This window comes from Enterobacter sp. IF2SW-B1 (assembly GCF_001743375.1).
GTDB classification, from domain to species: Bacteria; Pseudomonadota; Gammaproteobacteria; order Enterobacterales; family Enterobacteriaceae; genus Enterobacter; species Enterobacter bugandensis.
Window position 1 is genome coordinate 250,022 of the sequence record NZ_MJAA01000006.1, and the last position, 19,762, is coordinate 269,783.

Below are 19,762 nucleotides of genomic sequence, written 5' to 3' on the forward strand. Positions count from 1 at the left end.
TTCAGTAAATCCGTCTCTTCAACCTGAGCAGGAAACGCAACAGTTGAATGCTCAAGCATGCGCTTAGAATTGATGCGAATTTGGGAGCTTCTTTCCCAAATCTGCCCCATCGTGCAGATAAGAAAGGAGCTAATGATGCGTAACTTTTTGAGAGAACTGGTGCGATAACAGGAACAAAACACCCAACTCAACCAATTGATTTATAACACATTTAACTTATAGCATTTAACTTGATACCCCCAAAGATACCCCCATTTGAGTTTCCTATCCCGGCGGCAAGCGATGCCCAATAATTATGATCTAGTTCTTATAATTCTATAAAAGTTAAAAATCATGATATTAAACAAAATATATGTAACATTGCTTTTACAATATTATTTATTAATTATCACATTTAAGACAAACATCAGAAATTATTTTTATTAATGAAGACCCTTCCAGGTATTTATATATTTCTTCACTGCTTCATTATCCGAAAATCCTTTTCCACCATCAACGATATATTTTACGTTTTTCCAGTCCATGTACACAGAAATAATAGCCACTAAATTTACCAGTTTAACTGGTAACATATTCATAAATATATCCAAGTAGTAATCTTGATGTTCTTCAGGGCATTTATCCTTAACAACTTTAAAAACAACATATACACATCGCACCATAGAAAATATTGCCATGGATGAATCCTCATCAATTTTATTTATGTGATTTTTAACATCCTCAATTTCGCAAGCTCCTTTTTCATCTATTTGTTTCTCAATAAAGGCCCAAATTGCTTCTTCCAGTACACTTACAGCAGCAGATGAGCGGTATTCTTTTCCGTTAATGTTAATAGTAAAACAACTAAACTCCTCTCTTTCTGAAGAGATAAGGTTATAAAAACCGTCTTCAAACCGTTTTAGAAGAACGTCTTTCTCTTGTCTTCTTTCGTCTTTAATTAGTTGCTCGTTTGCTTCTCGTTGAAGTTTCAAGGAATTAATGAGCATAACAATTGTAATGAAGGTTAGGATAGGATTAAGCACACCTCCTACAAAATCCCCGAAAGTGCCCCAATCACCTTTATCATTGGAAAACCCCATCCATTTGCTAGTCTTAAAGATATCTAACGGGCTATCCCAATGATTGAAATGAGAAAAGTAAAAATACCATACAATAGCTATTAATATAAGTGAAATGACTTTGATTGAGGGCATCTTCATCTACAATATTTCTCTAATTATATAAGCCTTAAGCTCTCCAATATGATCGCGTAACTCATAAGCAGAAATGGTTATAGGTATAAAAGCGTCTTTACCACCTCTGTTATTCCTATCAAGATTCCTTGAAAATTTATTTTTCTGAGACTGTAACACATGTTCCCAATTAAGATGGTGCCTAAAGGCTACTGAATCTGCCTGTCTATCTAATAACAGCCGACCAGTTCCTGTTAACATATTGAACCTAGTTATAATAACATCTTCTTCTACTGGTTGAGCAGATTCATGCTCTACATTTATATTGAAAAGCGTCTGCGCATCCATTTTAGCAACAACTAATTCTTTATTTGCTGTTCTCCTTCTCAGAAGTACATTATATTTTTGTTTCTCAACTGTTTTATGTAAATTCTGTATAGGTTCCTGAATTCTTATCAAAAGTTGTTTTTCAAGCGGTTTAAGACGTTCTACTAAGTCGATTGCTTTCTGGCTCTTAAGATTATGAGCTATCCCCATTCCTTTAGAGATGTAATATGACATAACATCAAAAAAAACAACCCGGCCAATTTCGTTAAATCTTTTTATCTTTTCAGGATCATCGATTCTAAGATCAAAGTTTTGTCCAAACGACCCATCAAATGTATGTTTGAACATATTCCTAAGCCCATGTATAGATGTTGATTTTTTTGGGACTGAATCATCTAAAATAGTGCTTGTTGTAATTTGGGTGATGTCAGAAGCTCCAGCAAAAACCTTTATGCCGGAATTCATTTCTAATTCTTCAAAATCGTTCTGCCCATGCCCAACCACAACATCCATATCTAAGTTTATCATATGTTTCTCTTTCAGAATTATTGTTTGTTATTTAAACAGCATGCTATGTCCTTACATTATGTAGAAAACTTGAGTAGACGGCTATAGACAAATTCATACTATTCTGACTTTGTCTCAAAAACTTGAGTTATAACACCTCCTACATATGTAACTTATTGATGCAACTGTAACTTAGAGCGCGTTCTGTCAAAAATCCCCACTGACGCTGCCGGCGGGTGACAACTTTTGACAACTCAATCTGAACGCCAGCGTCCGGGCAAACCAGAACAGCGATCTGAAAGAGGCTCGAGGATGGTTGCAAAGGGGGAGTGCTTAACACCTCCCCTTCACGAGTTCGTGTACCTGAAGTTTTCTGAAGCGGTAGCGGTTGACACTTTCCCCCTGGTTTTCCCTAGTAAGGCATAACAAACCATAACAGGCTGACACCTGCCCTGCTTCGCATCAGGATTAACAAAAGCTAACAGCCAAGGCTCAACAAATCTCAGCGCCAGCCCTTTACACTTCTGCTGTAGCTGCTGTTCGTAGGCGTCAGGATCCGTTAGGTTGGGTTGACACTTTTCCCAGTTTCTCGCGAAAAAGTGTCAAGTTTGAGGGGCTGGGGGTTTATAGTTTTTCGCCGTCCAGTAGGCAGAGTGACATTAAACCAGTTTTGTTCCAGTCATCCAGCGTATCGGGGTGCAATGTGGCAACGTAAGCCAGCTCAGAACGAAGAAACCGTAAAGCGCCTGCTGCACGGTCTTTGCCATAGAAGCTGTGGGCCGGAAGAGAATCAGCAATTGTTCATCGGGCTCGTGCTGAACATCAAAACCCAGCTCAGCGGCTGCTGCCTCTATACGCTGGCCAGCATCAATATCAGCCGGCAACTCTTTCCCACCGTCATGCTTCCATACCCATGCGGCGGCCTGCGCCCACGTCATTTCAGTCTGGTGTTCGCCAGCACCAGCAGAATTTTGTTTAGCCTGCGATGCGTCAACATCCACTTTATCGCCTGAAATAACAATTTCACCGCGGGCTATCCAGCCATAAACAGTTTGCCGGCTGACGCCCATATGCCTGGCGTAGGCTGATTTACTTAACAGCATTCTGGTGTTCCCTCCGGGCAGAAAAAAGCGCCCTCAGGCGGCCTGCTTCTCTTCTGAATGTGTCTGCCGCTGGCTGCCTTTGAACATCGCGCTGACATGTTCGCTTAGCTAATCAAGGCCAGGAATGAGTACATGCCAATGATTTAACCGATGCGCGTTTGTTCTTCACGTAATCGAGAATGTTTGCTTCCTTCTAATTTGGATCCGAATCGTTGAAGATAACGTTCAGTAAATCCGTCTCTGCTTCAACCTGAGCAGGAGAATACGCAACAGTTGAATGCTGAAGCATGCGCTTAGAATTGATGCGAATTTGGGAGCTTCTTTCTCAAATCTGCCCCATCGTGCAGATAAGAAGGGAGCTAATGATGCGTAACTTTTTGAGAGAACTGGTGCCGATAATAGGAGTCGAACCTACGACCTTCGCATTACGAATGCGCTGCTCTACCAACTGAGCTATATCGGCCCTGAGAGGCCGGTTACGAGTGTAACCACGGAGCAAAAGGTTAGATCTAACCGGGTGATGCGTCAATGCCCTTTTGAATCAAACGGCTATTTTTGCATCACCCGTGACTATTTACGCACGAATCGTATCGTCACCGAAGCCGATCCACTTATAGGTGGTCAGCGCTTCAAGGCCCATCGGACCGCGCGCGTGCAGTTTCTGCGTGCTGACCGCCACTTCTGCGCCAAGTCCGAACTGGCCGCCGTCCGTGAAGCGGGTGGAGGCGTTCACATATACCGCAGAGGAATCCACTTCATTCACAAAGCGATCGGCATTGCGCAGCGTACGCGTCAGGATCGCGTCAGAATGCTGCGTGCCGTGTTCACGAATGTGCGCAATAGCGTCGTCGAGATCCGCAACCACCTTCACGTTCAGATCCAGCGACAGGAACTCGTCGTCGTACTGCTCCGCTTTTACGGGAACCACGCTAGCCGGGCCACCCTGGAGCAGCGCGAGGGCATTGGGATCAGCGTGCAGCGTGACGCCGCTCTCCGCCATCTGTTTGCTCAGGGCTGGCAGGAAAGTACTCGCAATCCCCTGGTGCACCAGCAGCGTTTCTACGGTGTTACAGGTGCTTGGACGCTGAGTTTTGGCGTTGACGATAATCTTCAGCGCTGGCTCAATTTCGGCGCTGTCGTCCACCACGATATGGCATACGCCGATGCCTCCCGTGATGACCGGAATGGTCGACTGCTCACGGCACAGCTTGTGCAGGCCCGCGCCACCGCGTGGGATCAGCATGTCGATGTATTTGTCCATGCGCAGCATCTCGTTGACCAGCGCGCGGTCAGGGCTCTCAATCGCCTGCACGGCCCCCGCCGGCAAGCCGCACTCTTCCAGCGCCTGCTGGATGACTTTCACCGTCGCGGCGTTGGTGCGCCAGGTCTCTTTCCCACCGCGTAGAATGGCGGCATTACCGGTTTTCAGGCACAGGGAAGCGACGTCAACCGTCACGTTTGGACGGGCTTCATAAATCACGCCGATGACGCCGAGCGGCACGCGGCGACGCTCCAGACGCAAACCGCTGTCGAGCAGCCCACCGTCAATCACCTGTCCTACCGGGTCGGCCAGATTACAAACCTGACGAACATCATCGGCGATACTTTTAAGACGCGCCGGGTTCAGCGCCAGGCGGTCGAGCATCGCTTCGCTCAGGCCGTTTCGACGCGCTTCCAGCAGATCCTGCTCGTTGGCAAGCAAAATGTCCTGAGACTGTGCTTCCAGATAATCAGCGATTTTTTCCAGCACGCGGTTTTTCTCGCGGCTGGAAAGGAGCGCCAGTTTGTAAGAGGCGGCCTTCGCGGCTGCGCCCATTTGTTCCAGCATGTTCTGGCTCCTTAACGAATAATCATGTCATCGCGATGCACGGCAACCGGGCCATATTCATAGCCCAGAATAGCGTCGATCTGCTGCGAGTGGTGGCCCGCAATGCGGCGCAGGGCATCGCTGTTATAGCGGCTTACGCCATGCGCGATGTCGCGACCTTCCAGGTTACGGATGCGGATCACTTCACCACGGGAGAAGTTGCCTGTCACGCTTTTAATTCCTTTAGGAAGCAATGAACTCCCTCGTTCCAGAATCGCCGCAGTTGCCCCTTCATCAACGGTGAGTTCACCGGCAGGCGGCGCGCCAAAGATCCAGCGCTTGCGGTTCTCCAGCGGGGATTCCTGGGCGTGGAAGCGGGTGCCGACGGAAATGCCTTCCATCACGTCGCCAATCACGCCAGGGCGGCTGCCCGCGGCAATGATGGTGTCGATACCGGCGCGGCACGCCACGTCGGCGGCCTGCAGCTTGGTCCCCATCCCGCCCGTTCCGAGGCCGGACACGCTGTCACCGGCGATGGCGCGCAGCGCATCGTCGATACCATGAACATCGGTAATCAGCTCGGCTTCCGGGTTGGAGCGCGGGTCGGCGGTGAACAGCCCCTGCTGATCGGTCAGAAGCAGGAGTTTATCGGCCCCGGCCAGAATGGCGGCCAGCGCAGAGAGGTTATCGTTATCACCCACTTTTATTTCAGCGGTGGCAACGGCATCGTTTTCGTTGATAACGGGAACAATATTGTTGTCCAGCAGCGCGCGCAGGGTATCGCGGGCGTTCAGGAAGCGCTCCCGGTCTTCCATATCCGCACGCGTCAGCAGCATCTGCCCGACGTGAATACCGTAGATAGAGAACAGCTGTTCCCAGAGTTGAATGAGTCGGCTTTGTCCCACGGCGGCCAGCAGCTGTTTAGAGGCGATCGTCGCGGGGAGTTCGGGGTAACCCAGGTGTTCACGCCCGGCGGCAATCGCCCCGGAGGTCACAATCACAATACGGTGCCCTGCGGCATGCAGCTGAGCGCACTGGCGTACAAGCTCAACAATGTGGGCGCGATTTAGGCGGCGCGATCCGCCTGTTAACACACTGGTACCGAGTTTTACCACCAGCGTCTGGCTGTCACTCATGATTCTCTGCCGTTCAACGATAAGGGAAAGTAATGTCGAACGAACGTTTTAACAGGAGTCAGCCCGGTTGCCAACTGCCTTAGTGCATCACCAGGCACTTTGTTGCGCGGGATCAGGAAGCGTAGCGGCAGAATTTGACAAATTTATTACCGTAATAATAAATCACAGTTTTTTAAAATTGTTCTTAGTTTGTCATAAAAGTTTCATTCCAGAACGATAAAACCCTTCCTGTTTTTTCACGGGACTTAAGCATCAGCTTATCGTCCAGCGAATTTTTAAAGCGCGTTTATAAGACAGGATCGAAAATGAAAAAGAGCACTCTGGCATTAGTGGTTATGGGCGTGGTGGCTTCCGCATCTGTTCACGCAGCAGAAGTTTATAATAAAAACGGTAATAAACTGGACGTGTACGGCAAAGTGAAAGCTATGCACTATATCAGTGATGATGACACCAAAGATGGTGACCAGACTTATGTTCGTTTCGGTTTTAAAGGCGAAACCCAGATTAACGATCAGCTGACGGGCTATGGCCGTTGGGAAGCTGAATTCGCAGGTAACAAAGCTGAAAGCGACTCCTCGCAGAAAACACGTCTGGCGTTCGCCGGTATTAAACTGAAAGACTTTGGTTCACTAGATTACGGCCGTAACCTGGGCGCGCTTTATGACGTCGCGGCATACACCGATATGTTCCCTGAGTTCGGCGGTGACGGCCTGGCACAGACCGACAACTTCATGACGAAACGTGCCTCCGGACTGGCCACCTACCGCAATACCGACTTCTTTGGCATGGTAGACGGTCTTGATATGACCCTGCAGTACCAGGGCAAAAACGAAAACCGCGACGTGAAAAAGCAGAACGGTGACGGCTTTGGTACGTCTCTGGCCTACGACTTCGGCGGCAGCGATTTCTCCGTCATTGGTGCTTATGCCAGCTCCGATCGCACCAACGCGCAGAACCTGCAGGCGCGCGGTGAAGGTAAAAAAGCCGAGGGCTGGGCAACCGGTCTGAAATACGACGCGAACGATATTTACCTGGCCACTATTTATTCTGAAACCCGCAATATGGCCCCTATCTCCGGTGGTTTTGCAAATAAAGCGCAAAACTTCGAAGTGGTTGCACAATATCAGTTTGACTTTGGTCTGCGCCCATCCGTGGGTTATGTACAGTCTAAAGGTAAAGATATCGAAGGCATTGGCGACGAAGATATCGTGAAATATATTGACGTGGGCGCCACGTATTACTTCAACAAAAACATGTCTGCGTTTGTTGATTATAAAATCAACCAGATTGACGACGATAATAAGCTGGGCGTGAGCAGCGATGATATCGTTGCGCTGGGTGTGACGTATCAGTTCTAAGATTATCCAGATAAGAAAATCCCGGCATACAAGCCGGGATTTTTTTGCCCAGGGTAAATGCGGTCTGCTGCCCTCCCGGCCCTCTTCCACAGGAAGAGGGAAAAACCATTACGCGGTCAGCTTCACCGCTTCGCTGGAAAAGTCATCCGCAGGCTCGAACTTAAGGTCCAGGGTGGCCAGCAGCGCGCTCGCTTTGTCGTGGAACTCTTTCAGGGTGTATTCCAGGCGATCGATCACTTCCTGATCTTTGATGGTCGTGGCCTGCCAGTTGCCGTCTTTATTAAACAGGCCAAACTGATAGCTATACGTAAAACGTTTCTCCTCTGCTTCCATTTCCATCCACCAGCCCCAGAATTCACGTTTTTCGGGTGCAGGCTTCACGTTGACGCATACAGCCAGGCAGTCGAAAAAAAAGCGATTCTCTTCACACTGCTCTTCTCGAATATACGGGCCGAGAGCCATAAATTTCTTAATCAGCCTACTTTTCGGGTGTCCACTCGGTAACGTCATTGCGATCTCCTTTTGTGAAGCCACTGTTTTACCAAACCAGCGAAATTTAGCAATCTATTAACACACTCTCTGGGCGATCCAGCGCGTGATCTCTTTCAAGGCTTTGTCAAAATTCTGATACACCGGGCTGAACGGCACCTCAAGCAATTTGCCATCCGCAGATGACGAAGTGATTAAGCGTGACTCTTCCTCCGGGCTGAACGGATCGTTTTTCCAGAAACCGGACAGCATCGGCGTCGGGCAGCGGCGTCCCAGCAACCCTTGCGTTTTTAACGAGTAGCGATTGAGCTCAACGCGCAGCGCTTCGTCTGAGGCATCATGCATGCCAAGGCGACTGGCAAGGACGTCCAAATACATCTCCGGCACGCTGCCCTGACGGGCAGGATCGCTGAGCAGGGCGTGAACCACCGGGCCCAGGCAGGCGACGGCCTTCAGACGTGAAGATTCAAGGTAAGCCAGACGCACCGCAACGTTGGCACCAAAACGGAAGCCGAACGCCGCGACGCGGGTGTGGTCAACCCACGGAACATTTTCCAGCGCTTTAAGCGCATGCTGGTGCAGCAGGCTCGAATCCTGCGTTAACTTCCACTTCGATGAGAATCCAATAGAAGGCATATCGAGCGTCAGCATCGCGATCCCTTTTGGTGCGAAGTAGCGCTCATACAGGCTGTAATAGTCGATTTGCAGGGAATCCAGCCCGCCGCACATTAGCACGGTCGGGAACGGGCCGTCGCCTTCAGGCATGTGCAGGAACCCGGTGACGGGCGCACCGCCCGGAACGGCGAACTCAAGCTCGCGCATCTGACCCGGCAGACGTTGAGCAGCCTCCTCATAGGCACGATTCGCCAGCGCCTGAGCCTGCTCGGCCAGCTCATCCCCTTTCAAATGCGGATAGGCGGCGATGGCGTAGAGGTTGGCCGCATGCAGCCAGTGCTTGCCGCTTCGCGTGGCATCCTCTTCCTGGCTGGCTTTTTGCTGCCAGAGCATCGCCTGTTTAGACCATTCGTAGATCCAGTTCCCGCCCCGGTAGCCCACCACCGTGTCGTAGAGCTCGCTGTCGGTACGCTCCGACTCGCTCATTATGATACGCGCCTGCACGTCGAGGATTTCACGGGGATCGATACCGCGCCAGATCCACATCAGGCGGTTAATCATGCGATACCAGTGGGGCACGTTTTTACCGTCTAACGCAGACTGGACGGCAGGCATGGTTCCCGGATTAAACCGACGGACCAGCGTCGACGTTTCAGGGTGTTTGAAACGGGGTTTGAAGAGAGTCTCGGTGAGATTCGCCTGCGTCATTGCGTTGCCTCCATGGATACGTCATATAGTGCCCATTGTAACGCGTGGCGGGATAAAAAGAACAACGCCCGGCATAGCCGGGCGTGTAAAGTTACGTACTGAAATTAACGGCCTGAAATAGGCGGTACGAAGACCACGCCCATATCCCACGGCTGTTCAATCCAGGTATCCTGTGGGATATCAATGACGTAATCGTCAACCAGTGGGCGACCCGCTGGCTTAGCGAAGATCGTCACGAAGTGCGCTTTCGGGTACATTTCGCGAATAGCGACCGCAGTACCGCCGGTGTCCACCAGATCGTCGATAACGATGAAGCCTTCACCGTCGCCTTCAGCGCGTTTCAGCACTTTCAGCTCACGCTGGTTATCATGGTCATAGCTGGAGATGCAGACGGTATCGACATGACGAATACCCAGCTCACGTGCCAGCAGCGCCCCCGGTACCAGACCGCCACGGCTGACGGCAATAATGCCTTTCCACTGTTCGGAAGGCATCAGACGCGCAGCCAGTTTGCGTGCGTGAATCTGCAACATGTCCCAGGTGACGACGTATTTTTCGCTCATGTGAAGTGTCCCAGCCTGTTTTTATACGGCTTAAAAAGTGTTCGAGGGGGAAATAGGTTGCGCGAGATTATAGAGATCTGGCGCACTAAAAACCAGTGTTTAGCGCTCCCTGCCTGAGTTTTTACATGCTTTATGCTACCAGCCAGCAGAGAAAGTGGTATTCTCAGTTGCATCTCGCAAGCCTGTCTTGTGGTAACTATTAACCTGCTAACCCTGTGGCCTGCAACCCTGTTTGCAGCGCCTCGACAAGGAGACTTATCGTGTCTGAACTGTCTCAATTATCTCCGCAGCCGCTGTGGGATATTTTTGCCAAAATTTGCTCCATTCCACACCCTTCCTACCATGAAGAACAGCTTGCCGAACATATTATGGGTTGGGCGAAGGAAAAAGGTCTGCACGCAGAGCGCGACCAGGTTGGCAACATTCTGATCCGCAAACCGGCTACCGCAGGCATGGAAAACCGTAAACCGGTTGTACTGCAGGCGCACCTGGACATGGTGCCACAGAAAAACAACGACACCGTTCACGACTTCACTAAAGACCCAATCCAGCCGTACATCGATGGCGACTGGGTAAAAGCGCGCGGCACCACCCTGGGCGCGGACAACGGCATCGGTATGGCCTCTGCGCTGGCGGTGCTGGCTGACGACAGCGTTGAACACGGTCCACTGGAAGTGCTGCTGACCATGACCGAAGAAGCGGGCATGGACGGCGCGTTCGGTCTGCAGGCAAACTGGCTGCAGGCAGATATCCTGATCAACACCGACTCCGAAGAAGAAGGTGAGATCTACATGGGCTGCGCGGGCGGGATTGATTTCATCTCCACCCTGCCGCTGTCACGCGAAGCGATTCCTGCGGGCTTCCAGACCTTCAAGCTGACGCTGAAAGGGCTGAAAGGCGGTCACTCCGGCGGTGATATTCACCTGGGCCTGGGTAACGCCAACAAACTGCTGGCACGCTTCCTGGCGGGCCACGCGGCCGAGCTGGACCTTCGTCTGGTGGACTTCAACGGCGGCACCCTGCGCAACGCGATCCCACGCGAAGCCTTTGCCACCGTGGCGGTGCCAGCGGCGAAAGCGGACGAGCTGAAAAAACTCTCCAGCGTCTACCTGGATATCCTGAAAAACGAACTGTCGGCGAAAGAGAAGAACCTGACCGTGGTGCTGGAATCCGTGTCTACGGATAAAGCCGCCCTGACCGCGCAGTCTCGCGATAGCTTCGTTCAGCTGCTGAACGCGACGCCAAACGGCGTGATTCGCAATTCTGACGTGGCGAAAGGCGTTGTGGAAACCTCTCTGAACGTGGGCGTGGTGACCATGAGCGACGACAGCGCGGAAATTATCTGCCTGATCCGCTCCCTGATCGACAGCGGTAAAGAGTATGTAGTAAGCATGCTGGAATCTCTGGGTGCGCTGGCGGGCGCGAAAACCTCCGCCAAAGGCAGCTACCCTGGCTGGCAGCCGGATGCAAGCTCTCCGGTGATGGCGCTGGTGCGTGAAACTTATCAGCGTCTGTTCAACAGCACCCCGAACATCCAGGTGATCCACGCGGGTCTGGAATGTGGTCTGTTTAAGAAGCCGTATCCGGACATGGACATGGTTTCCATCGGGCCAACCATTACCGGTCCACACTCGCCAGATGAGCAGGTTCATATTGAAAGCGTCGGTCATTACTGGACGCTGTTGACGGAACTGCTGAAGGCGATCCCTGCGAAGTAATTTGTCGTCTGTTGCCCGGCGGCGCTACGCTTGCCGGGCCTACGATGAGTGCAATCTACAATCCCAAAACCAGCTGACGCTCCAGCTGCGGATCCAGCAGCGTGACGTGCAGTCCCACCAGCCTCACCCCTCGTCCGCCTCGTCGTTCTTCCCACGCCTTTTTCGCCGTTGCGATAAGATCTTCTTTGTTCAGGCGCGGCCAGACGTGCTCCTGCGTCGTCTGCTGAAAGTCGTTAAATTTCAGCTTGATGCCCTGTCGGGCAATCAGTAAATCAGGCTTTACTTTGATCAGGCGTCGTTCCAGCTCCGGATAGAGTTGTTCCGTAATAATGGTTTCGCATTCCGACCAGTCATGGATGTCTTCGCTCAGCGTGCGCTCAACCCCGACCGATTTACGAAGCCGTTCGTTGTTTACATCGCGGTCGTCAATGCCCTGACTGCGCTCCCACAGCACGCGGCCAAACTTCCCAAAGCGCTTGAGCAGCATAGCCAGGTCGCTTCGCTGCACATCTTCGCAGGTGCGTAACCCCATACTTTCCAGCTTCGCGGCGGAGACTTTGCCTACGCCGGGGATTTTGCCAAGCGGCAGCGTTTTTAAAAACGCCGGGACCTCTTCAGGGGTGATGACGTACTGGCCGTTGGGTTTATTTAAATCGGAAGCAATTTTGGCGAGAAATTTTACCGGCGCGACGCCTGCCGACGCGGTGAGATTCAGCTCGTTGAAAATGGTCTGGCGGATCTCCTGCGCCATCAGGGTAGCGGAGCCGTGACAGTGCAGGCTGTCAGTGACGTCCAGATAGGCTTCGTCCAGAGAAAGCGGTTCAATCAGTGAGGTGTAGCGGGAGAAGATTTCGCGTATATGGTTTGAGGCTTCTTTATAGGCGTCAAAGCGCCCTGGCAAAAGAGTAAGGTGCGGACACAGTTTCAGCGCCATCGCCGTCGGCATGGCGCTGCGCACGCCAAATTTGCGTGCAGGATAGTTGGCGGTGCTGATCACACCGCGCTGAACGCGGCTGCCGCCAATGGCGATGGGAATATCCCGCAGCGCCGGGTTGTCACGCATCTCCACTGCGGCAAAAAAGCAGTCCATATCGACATGGATTATTTTGCGCATCGGTCATACCACACATGTATTTATATACAGTATAACAAAAGGCAAAAAATGCGTCAGCTATTTTCCTTACTCACGGTTGTCATATAAACGTGTTACAAACATTCGTAATAAAACCTTTATATACATACATTTATAAAATCAATGGAGCGTAATTATTCATGAAGAAAATTCTCCCGATTTCGTTACTGTTTCTGGCGAGTGCTGCATCTGCTAGCCCTGCGATCGTTGCCCACCGGGGCGGGACTGCGGATGCACCTGAAAATACCCTGCCAGCCATTAAGCTCGCCCTCGAAAACAAAGCAGATATCGTCTGGATAACCGTGCAGTTAAGTCGGGATGGCGTACCGGTTCTCTATCGACCTGCCGATCTGAAAGCGTTAACCAATCTGCAGGGAAAGGTGTCACAGTATACCGCTGAAGAACTGGCAAAGGCGGATGCCAGCGTGAAGTGGAAAGATAAGGACCTGCCGGAAAACCTGCTTAATTCCCCGATACCGACGCTGAAGTCGGTGCTGAGCGCCTGGCCAGATACGCGTTTTTTCATTGACATCAAATCTCAGGATGCCGATCCGGCGACCATGGGCAACGCGCTGCTTAACGTATTGAAAGAGACCAACAGCCTGAATCGCGTTCGCGTTTATTCAACCGAAGATCGCTATATGGAAGCATTGCCTGTCGAAATCCCCCGCTTTGTCACGCGCAGCGAAACCCGTACGCGTCTGGCCACGATTTCGTTGAGCCATGAATGTCTGCCTCCTTCACAAAAAATGGACGATTACTGGTATGGGCTTGAGTTAAACCGAAAAGTAGAAGTGGTCGAGAAATTCACCTTAGGCGAAGGTGTCTCTCCTGCAACATTAACGTGGGACAAAGAGGCCGTTGACTGCTTCCGCTCTCAGGGCAATGCCCATCTGATTTTTATCGGCGTGAACTCTGAAGAGGATTACCAGAAGGCGAAAACACTGGGTGCCGAAGGGGTTCTTGTAGACTCACCAGCCAAAGCCAAAAGCTGCGCAAAATAAATGATAAAGGCCGCACGAAGCGGCCTTTTCCTAGATGATCCTCTGCTGATCCCGGGCCATGCGCTTTTTACGTGCATCGCACGGTTCGGGGCAGTCGCACACCTTTTCCATTCCGATGGAAGAGATACCTCCACAGCTGCCCTGAATGCTTTTACGCTTGATGATCCAGCCTAAAGACATACCGAACACCACCAGCAAAAACACCGCAAAGGTTGCCAGAAAGGTCAACATAATCAGCCTCCGAAATCATCAAGGAGGATGTTTTCATCTTCCACGCCGAGATCTTTGAGCATCTTGATCACGGCGGCGTTCATCATTGGCGGACCACACATATAGAACTCGCAGTCTTCCGGTGCCGGGTGCTGTTTGAGGTAGTTTTCATACAGCACGTTGTGAATGAATCCCGTATAGCCCGTCCAGTTATCTTCCGGCTGCGGATCGGAGAGCGCCACGTGGAAGGTAAAGTTCGGATTCTCACGCGCCAGCTGTTCAAACTCATCGTCGTAGAACATTTCGCGCAGCGAGCGCGCACCGTACCAGAAGCTGATTTTACGCTTGCTGCCGAGACGCTTGAGCTGATCAAAAATGTGCGAGCGCATAGGGGCCATACCCGCACCGCCGCCGATAAAGACCATTTCGGCGTCGGTATCTTTAGCAAAAAACTCGCCGAACGGACCAGAGATCGTCACCTTATCGCCTGGCTTAAGGGACCAGATATACGACGACATCACGCCCGGCGGCGCGTCAGGCACGTTTGGCGGCGGCGTGGCGATACGCACGTTGAGCATGATAATGCCCTTCTCTTCCGGGTAGTTAGCCATGGAATAGGCGCGCAGCGCGGGCTCTTTTACCTCGGAAACAAAGCGGAAGAGATTAAATTTATCCCAGTCGGCCCGGTACTCATCGGGCACGTCGAAGTCCGCATACGCCACAGTGTGCGCCGGACACTCAATCTGGATATACCCACCTGCACGGAACGGGACGCTCTCCCCTTCAGGGACACGCAGCTTAAGCTCTTTAATGAACGTGGCTTTGTTATCGTTCGAGATAACCTCGCACTCCCATTTTTTCACGCCGAAAATCTCTTCCGGCAGCTCAATCTTCATGTTCTGACGCACCGCGACCTGGCACGCCAGGCGGCACCCCTCTTTCGCTTCACGCTTCGTAATATGCGACAGTTCAGTAGGCAGAATATCACCGCCCCCTTCTTTCACCGTCACACGGCACTGCCCGCATGAGCCGCCTCCACCGCAGGCTGACGAGACAAAAATCCCGTTGCCCGAGAGCGTATTAAGCAACTTGTCCCCTGCCGGAGTGCGGATCTGGTTCTGCGGATCGTCATTGATATCAATGATCACATCCCCGGAATTAACCAGCTTTGCGCGCGCCGCCAGAATCAGCCCTGACAGCACCAGTACTATCAGCGTGAACATCACCACGCCAAGAATAATTTCCATCTGTTAGCCCTTATAGCTGCACACCGGAGAAGGACATAAAGCCCAACGCCATCAGGCCGGTGGTGATAAAGGTGATCCCTAAGCCACGCAGCCCCGCAGGCACGTTGGCATATTTCATTTTTTCACGGATCCCCGCCATGGTGACAATCGCCAGCATCCAGCCGATACCGGAACCGAAGCCGTACACCACCGATTCACTGAAGTTGTAATCGCGCTGAACCATAAACGAGACGCCACCGAAGATGGCGCAGTTCACCGCGATCAGCGGCAGGAAGATCCCCAGAGCGTTGTACAGCGACGGGAAATACTTATCGAGGATCATCTCCAGGATTTGTACCAGCGCCGCAATCACCCCGATGAAGGTGATGAAGTTCAGGAAGCTAAGATCGACGCCTTCCACCAGCGCGCCGTCTCGCAGCACGAAGTTGAACACCAGGTTGTTAATCGGAACCGAAAGCCCCAGCACAACGGTGACCGCCACGCCCAGGCCAAATGCCGTCGAGACCTTTTTAGAGACGGCAAGGAACGTACACATGCCCAGGAAGAAGGCGAGCGCCATGTTTTCAACAAACACCGCGCGCACAAATAAACTCAGGTAATGAGCCATTGTCGGTTACTCCTTTTCCTGCTGTTCAGGCTTCAACGTACGAATCAGCCAGATCAGCAAACCGATAATGAAAAACGCGCTTGGGGCCAGCAGGAACAGGCCGTTCGGCAGATACCAGCCGCCGTTCTGTACCGTATCCAGCACCTGAACGCCAAACAGCTTGCCGCTGCCAATCAGCTCGCGCAGGAAACCGACCGTCAGCAGGATCACGCCGTAGCCCAGGCCGTTGCCGATACCGTCCATAAAGCTCGCCAGCGGCGGCATTTTCATGGCGTAGGCTTCAGCGCGCCCCATCACGATGCAGTTGGTGATAATCAGGCCGACAAACACCGAAAGCTGCTTCGAGGTTTCGTAGGCGAAAGCGCGCAGCAGTTGATCGACCACGATCACCAGCGAGGCGATGATCGCCATCTGCACGATGATCCTCACGCTGTTGGGGATGTGGTGGCGGATCATCGAGATAAACATGCTGGAAAACGCCGTCACCAGCGTTACCGCCAGCGTCATCACCACCGCCGTTTCCAGCTTGGTCGTTACCGCCAGAGCCGAGCACACACCCAGCACCTGCAGGGTTATCGGGTTATTGGCTAAAAGTGGGCCAATCAGCACCTTTTTAACTTCTTTCAGTTCACCCGTATCAGCCATTGTTCAGCGCTCCTTCACGTACGTTCTTCAGGAAGGGACCAAAGCCCAGTTCACCCATCCAGAAATCAAAACTGTGCTGCACCCCGTTAGAGGTGAGTGTGGCGCCGGAAAGACCGTCAACGGCGAATTCATCCCCAGGACGCGCGCCTCCTTTCACCACCTTCAGCGCAGGCTGACCGTTATCATTGAGCACTTTTTTACCGATAAACTGCGCACGCCAGTTAGGGTTTTCCACTTCGCCACCCAGCCCCGGCGTTTCGCCCTGATCGTAATAAGTAATACCTTTGACCGTGCGGCCATCGGTATCCAGTGCCACAAACGCATACATCATTGACCATAAGCCGTTGCCGTAGATGGGCAACACGATTTCCTGTATGCGCTTCTGCTCGTCACGAACGAGGTAAATCTCCGCGACATTGCTGCGGCGCTTAATGCCAGCCGGATCCTGCGAGGCGTCAAGCACGGTGCTCATCTGCGGATCCTTTAATGCCAGCGCCTGGTTATATTTCGCCGGGTCTTTATCCATCAGCTCGCCGGTTTTTAAATCCACCAGCCGTGCGGTAATGCGTTCAGCAAACACGTCGGCGACGTCGTCCTTCGTCATGCCTTCCTGCATCAGCCCGGCCACGGCCAGGATGTTGCGCTGTTTATCCAGCGCGCGCTGTTCCTGCTGCAGCGGCTTTAACCCTACGGCGGAACCGGCAACCACGATGGAACAGACCAGACACAGTACCAAAACCACCAGCAGCGTTTTGCTGATGCTGTCGTTATTTTTAACCTCAGCCACGCGCCTTCCTCCGCTTAATGTTGGCGCGCACGACCAGGTAGTCGAACAGCGGCGCAAACAGGTTGGCAAACAGAATGGCCAACATCATCCCTTCCGGATAGGCCGGGTTGACCACGCGAATCAGTACACACATCACGCCAATGAGCGCGCCGTAACACCATTTCCCCCTGTCGGTAAAGGAGGCCGAGACGGGATCGGTGGCCATGAACATCATGCCAAACGCAAAGCCTCCCAGCACCAGGTGCCAGTACCACGGCATGGAGAACATCGGGTTCGTGTCTGAACCAATGAGGTTGAACAGCGTGGCGGTAAGCACCATGCCGAGCATAACGCCCGCGACGATGCGCCAGGACGCCACGCGGCCAAAGAGGATGATGGCCCCGCCGATCAAAATCATCAGGGTAGATACTTCGCCAATGGAGCCCGGAATGTTGCCAAGAAACGCGTCGAACCAGGTTACGGGCTGGCCGGTAGCATTGTTGACCAGCGTTTCACCGCCGCCTGCCGCCCACTGTGAAAGTGGCGTCGCGCCGGAGAAACCATCCGCAGCCGTCCATACCAGGTCGCCCGAAATCTGCGCCGGGTAAGCAAAGAACAGGAACGCACGCCCCGCCAGCGCCGGGTTGAGGAAGTTACGACCGGTGCCGCCGAAAATCTCTTTGGCAATCACCACGCCAAAGCTGATCCCCATCGCCGCCTGCCAGAGCGGCAGAGTAGGCGGAACAATCAGCGCAAACAGAATGGAGGTCACGAAGAAACCCTCGTTGATCTCGTGTTTGCGGATGATGGCGAACAGCACTTCCCAGAAGCCGCCCACGATAAAGACGGTCATGTAGATCGGCAGGAAGAAGACGGCCCCCAGCGTCATCATGCTGACCCAGCCTGCATCAGCCGCAAAGCTCACGCCCAGCGACTGCGCCAGACGATAGTGCCAGTCAGACTGGATCACCTGCGCCTGCTGCTGGGCGTCGTACATATGATGCAGCGCCGGAATGGTTTGCAGACCAACGTTGTACATGCCCCAGAACATGGCCGGGAAAACCGCAAACCACACCAGGATCATCATGCGTTTCAGGTCGATGGCATCGCGAACGTGCGCTGCCCCTTTCGTCACCAGACCCGGAGTGTAGAAAATAGTCGTCGTCGCTTCATACAGCGGGTAGTACTTTTTGAGCTTCCCTTCGGTAAAGTGCGGCTCAATTTTTTCAAAGAGGTGTTTTAATCCCATGGTTATCCTTCCTGCTCAATGCGGGTTAACACCTCGCGCAATACGGGTCCATATTCGTATTTACCCGGACACACATAGGTACAGAGCGCCAGATCTTCTTCATCCAGTTCCAGACAACCGAGCGCCTGCGCGCCGTCGGTATCGCCTGCCAGAAGATCGCGCAGCAGCACGGTAGGCAGAATATCCAGTGGCATTACACGTTCGTAGTTGCCAATCGGAACCATTGCGCGCTCGCCGCCGTTCGTGCTGGTAGAGAAGTTAAAGAGCTTATGACGCAGAAAGTGGCCAAGCGTGGTGCGGGTGACGGAGTATTTTTCTGCGCCAGGCAGAACCCAGCCGAACAGCTCTTTCTCACGCCCTTCCAGAACGACGCTCACCTGAAGATGGAAACGTCCCAGGTACGCGTGCGCATTGACAGCGCGGCGGCCGCTAAGTACCGAACCGGAAATGAGGCGGTTTTCACCCTCTTTCGTTTCCCCTGCCAGCAGTTCATTAATGTCTGCTCCCAGAAGCGTCTTAACCAGACGCGGGTTTGCGGCCTGCGGCCCGCCGATAGCGATAATCCGTTCAGCGCAGAGTTCACCCGTCGTAAAGAGCTTACCGATGGCAATGACATCCTGATAATTAAGGTGCCAGACCTGTTTTTTAAGGCTCACCGGCTCAAGGAAGTGGATATGGGTCCCGACCAGACCCGCCGGATGCGGGCCGGAAAATTCATTAAACGTAACCTGCCCCTGCGGATGGCCGCCAAGCTTGCCGCCGCTGGCCTGGCAAACGTGCACTTTTCCGGGCGTCAGGCGAGTCAGAACGGTCAGCCCGGCATCAAAGGCTTTACGCTGCGCCAGGATAATGGGCTGCGGGTCTGCGCTGAGCGGGTTGGTGTCGATGGCCGTCACGAAAATGGCAGCCGGGGCGGTATCAGGAACGGGTGATTTGCTGAAAGGACGCGTACGCAGCGCCGTCCACAGGCCGGACGCGAGCAGCTGAGCCTGCACATCTTCGCGGCTAAGCGTCGCGAGGTCTGCCGCATCATAACGAGCAAACTCACGCTGTTCATCGCCTTCAATGCGGATTACCACCGACTGCAGCACGCGACGCTCGCCGCGGTTGATCGCTACCACTGTGCCGCTGGCGGGGGCCGTGAACATGACGCCGGGATTTTTTTTGTCTTCAAAGAGCGCCTGCCCTTTGATCACGCGATCGCCCTCCTGCACCAGCATTGAAGGACGCATTCCCAGATAATCGTCACCTAAAATTGCGACATGACGGACGCTTGCGCCACACGAGACGTGCTGCTCAGGCACGCCTGCAATCGGCAAATTAAGTCCTTTTTTTATTTTAAACATGTGGTTAGCAGGTTTCCATAAACAACAATCCAGTGGGCGCAAAGTGTAACATT

19 protein-coding genes and 1 tRNA gene are annotated in these 19,762 nt (G+C 52.6%); 3 read left to right on the forward strand and 17 right to left on the reverse strand.

The window, feature by feature from the left end; translation table 11 throughout:
• Window positions 1-422: 422 nt before the first annotated feature.
• The 6 genes from A6013_RS26850 to proB all read right to left on the reverse strand — a co-directional run bounded on the left by A6013_RS26850 (window position 423) and on the right by proB (window position 6,052).
• Window positions 423-1,199 (reverse strand): hypothetical protein, encoded by a 777-nt coding sequence (locus A6013_RS26850; RefSeq protein ID WP_069733304.1) that lies wholly within the window; start codon window positions 1,197-1,199, stop codon window positions 423-425.
• The gene (locus A6013_RS14425; RefSeq protein ID WP_069733305.1) at window positions 1,200-2,027 is read right to left on the reverse strand and encodes a hypothetical protein; all 828 of its coding nucleotides are present in this window, start codon (window positions 2,025-2,027) and stop codon (window positions 1,200-1,202) included. It lies immediately after the preceding gene.
• Between the two features lie 638 nt (window positions 2,028-2,665).
• Window positions 2,666-3,109 carry a helix-turn-helix domain-containing protein gene (locus A6013_RS14430; protein WP_248040397.1) on the reverse strand — a complete coding sequence of 148 codons (444 nt, stop codon included), beginning with the start codon at window positions 3,107-3,109 and terminating at the stop codon, window positions 2,666-2,668.
• A gap of 387 nt (window positions 3,110-3,496) precedes the next feature.
• Window positions 3,497-3,572: transfer RNA gene (locus A6013_RS14435), tRNA-Thr, on the reverse strand.
• A gap of 111 nt (window positions 3,573-3,683) precedes the next feature.
• Window positions 3,684-4,937, reverse strand: coding sequence for a glutamate-5-semialdehyde dehydrogenase (gene proA, locus A6013_RS14440; protein ID WP_069733306.1), 1,254 nt, complete (start codon window positions 4,935-4,937; stop codon window positions 3,684-3,686).
• A gap of 11 nt (window positions 4,938-4,948) precedes the next feature.
• The gene (gene proB, locus A6013_RS14445) at window positions 4,949-6,052 is read right to left on the reverse strand and encodes a glutamate 5-kinase (RefSeq protein ID WP_014882684.1); all 1,104 of its coding nucleotides are present in this window, start codon (window positions 6,050-6,052) and stop codon (window positions 4,949-4,951) included.
• Window positions 6,053-6,357: 305 nt separating this feature from the next.
• Here proB and phoE point away from each other — a divergent pair, with 305 nt between their 5' ends.
• Entirely contained in the window at window positions 6,358-7,410 is a 1,053-nt protein-coding gene (gene phoE / locus A6013_RS14450; RefSeq protein ID WP_028012086.1) for a phosphoporin PhoE, read from the forward strand.
• A gap of 108 nt (window positions 7,411-7,518) precedes the next feature.
• Here the strand turns inward: phoE and crl are convergent, their stop codons facing one another.
• From crl to gpt, 3 genes are all read right to left on the reverse strand, one after another.
• The gene (gene crl, locus A6013_RS14455; protein WP_008500249.1) at window positions 7,519-7,920 is read right to left on the reverse strand and encodes a sigma factor-binding protein Crl; all 402 of its coding nucleotides are present in this window, start codon (window positions 7,918-7,920) and stop codon (window positions 7,519-7,521) included.
• 57 nt (window positions 7,921-7,977) lie between these two features.
• Window positions 7,978-9,222 (reverse strand): esterase FrsA, encoded by a 1,245-nt coding sequence (frsA, locus tag A6013_RS14460; RefSeq protein WP_069733307.1) that lies wholly within the window; start codon window positions 9,220-9,222, stop codon window positions 7,978-7,980.
• A gap of 104 nt (window positions 9,223-9,326) precedes the next feature.
• Window positions 9,327-9,785: a xanthine phosphoribosyltransferase gene (gpt, locus tag A6013_RS14465; RefSeq protein WP_003863205.1), complete on the reverse strand. Its 459-nt coding sequence runs from the start codon at window positions 9,783-9,785 to the stop codon at window positions 9,327-9,329.
• 260 nt (window positions 9,786-10,045) lie between these two features.
• Between gpt and pepD the strand changes: the two genes are divergently transcribed.
• Window positions 10,046-11,503, forward strand: coding sequence for a cytosol nonspecific dipeptidase (pepD, locus tag A6013_RS14470; protein WP_045630671.1), 1,458 nt, complete (start codon window positions 10,046-10,048; stop codon window positions 11,501-11,503).
• Window positions 11,504-11,558: 55 nt separating this feature from the next.
• Here pepD and dinB read toward each other — a convergent pair whose 3' ends face one another.
• Entirely contained in the window at window positions 11,559-12,617 is a 1,059-nt protein-coding gene (dinB, locus tag A6013_RS14475; protein ID WP_041911133.1) for a DNA polymerase IV, read from the reverse strand.
• A 158-nt stretch (window positions 12,618-12,775) separates the two neighbouring features.
• Between dinB and A6013_RS14480 the strand changes: the two genes are divergently transcribed.
• Window positions 12,776-13,639, forward strand: a complete 864-nt coding sequence (locus tag A6013_RS14480) for a glycerophosphodiester phosphodiesterase family protein (protein WP_069733308.1) — start codon at window positions 12,776-12,778, stop codon at window positions 13,637-13,639.
• 30 nt (window positions 13,640-13,669) lie between these two features.
• On the opposite strand, the gene nqrM is transcribed toward A6013_RS14480, so the two are convergent.
• From nqrM to A6013_RS14515, 7 genes are read right to left on the reverse strand one after another with little or no spacing between them, the layout of a single operon-like run.
• Window positions 13,670-13,870 carry a (Na+)-NQR maturation NqrM gene (gene nqrM / locus A6013_RS14485; protein WP_041911135.1) on the reverse strand — a complete coding sequence of 67 codons (201 nt, stop codon included), beginning with the start codon at window positions 13,868-13,870 and terminating at the stop codon, window positions 13,670-13,672.
• A gap of 2 nt (window positions 13,871-13,872) precedes the next feature.
• Window positions 13,873-15,096 carry an NADH:ubiquinone reductase (Na(+)-transporting) subunit F gene (gene nqrF, locus A6013_RS14490; protein ID WP_045259789.1) on the reverse strand — a complete coding sequence of 408 codons (1,224 nt, stop codon included), beginning with the start codon at window positions 15,094-15,096 and terminating at the stop codon, window positions 13,873-13,875.
• Between the two features lie 10 nt (window positions 15,097-15,106).
• A complete protein-coding gene (gene nqrE, locus A6013_RS14495; RefSeq protein ID WP_003863217.1) occupies window positions 15,107-15,703 on the reverse strand; it encodes an NADH:ubiquinone reductase (Na(+)-transporting) subunit E in 597 nt (198 codons plus the stop codon).
• 6 nt (window positions 15,704-15,709) lie between these two features.
• Complete coding sequence (locus tag A6013_RS14500; protein WP_028012078.1) at window positions 15,710-16,348, reverse strand: NADH:ubiquinone reductase (Na(+)-transporting) subunit D; 639 nt, start codon at window positions 16,346-16,348, stop codon at window positions 15,710-15,712.
• A complete protein-coding gene (locus tag A6013_RS14505) occupies window positions 16,341-17,135 on the reverse strand; it encodes a Na(+)-translocating NADH-quinone reductase subunit C (protein WP_063942698.1) in 795 nt (264 codons plus the stop codon). The genes A6013_RS14500 and A6013_RS14505 overlap by 8 nt, the downstream gene beginning before the upstream one ends.
• A complete protein-coding gene (locus A6013_RS14510) occupies window positions 17,128-18,363 on the reverse strand; it encodes an NADH:ubiquinone reductase (Na(+)-transporting) subunit B (protein WP_069733309.1) in 1,236 nt (411 codons plus the stop codon). The genes A6013_RS14505 and A6013_RS14510 overlap by 8 nt, the downstream gene beginning before the upstream one ends.
• A gap of 2 nt (window positions 18,364-18,365) precedes the next feature.
• Window positions 18,366-19,709, reverse strand: a complete 1,344-nt coding sequence (locus tag A6013_RS14515) for a Na(+)-translocating NADH-quinone reductase subunit A (protein ID WP_045259786.1) — start codon at window positions 19,707-19,709, stop codon at window positions 18,366-18,368.
• Window positions 19,710-19,762: the final 53 nt, after the last annotated feature.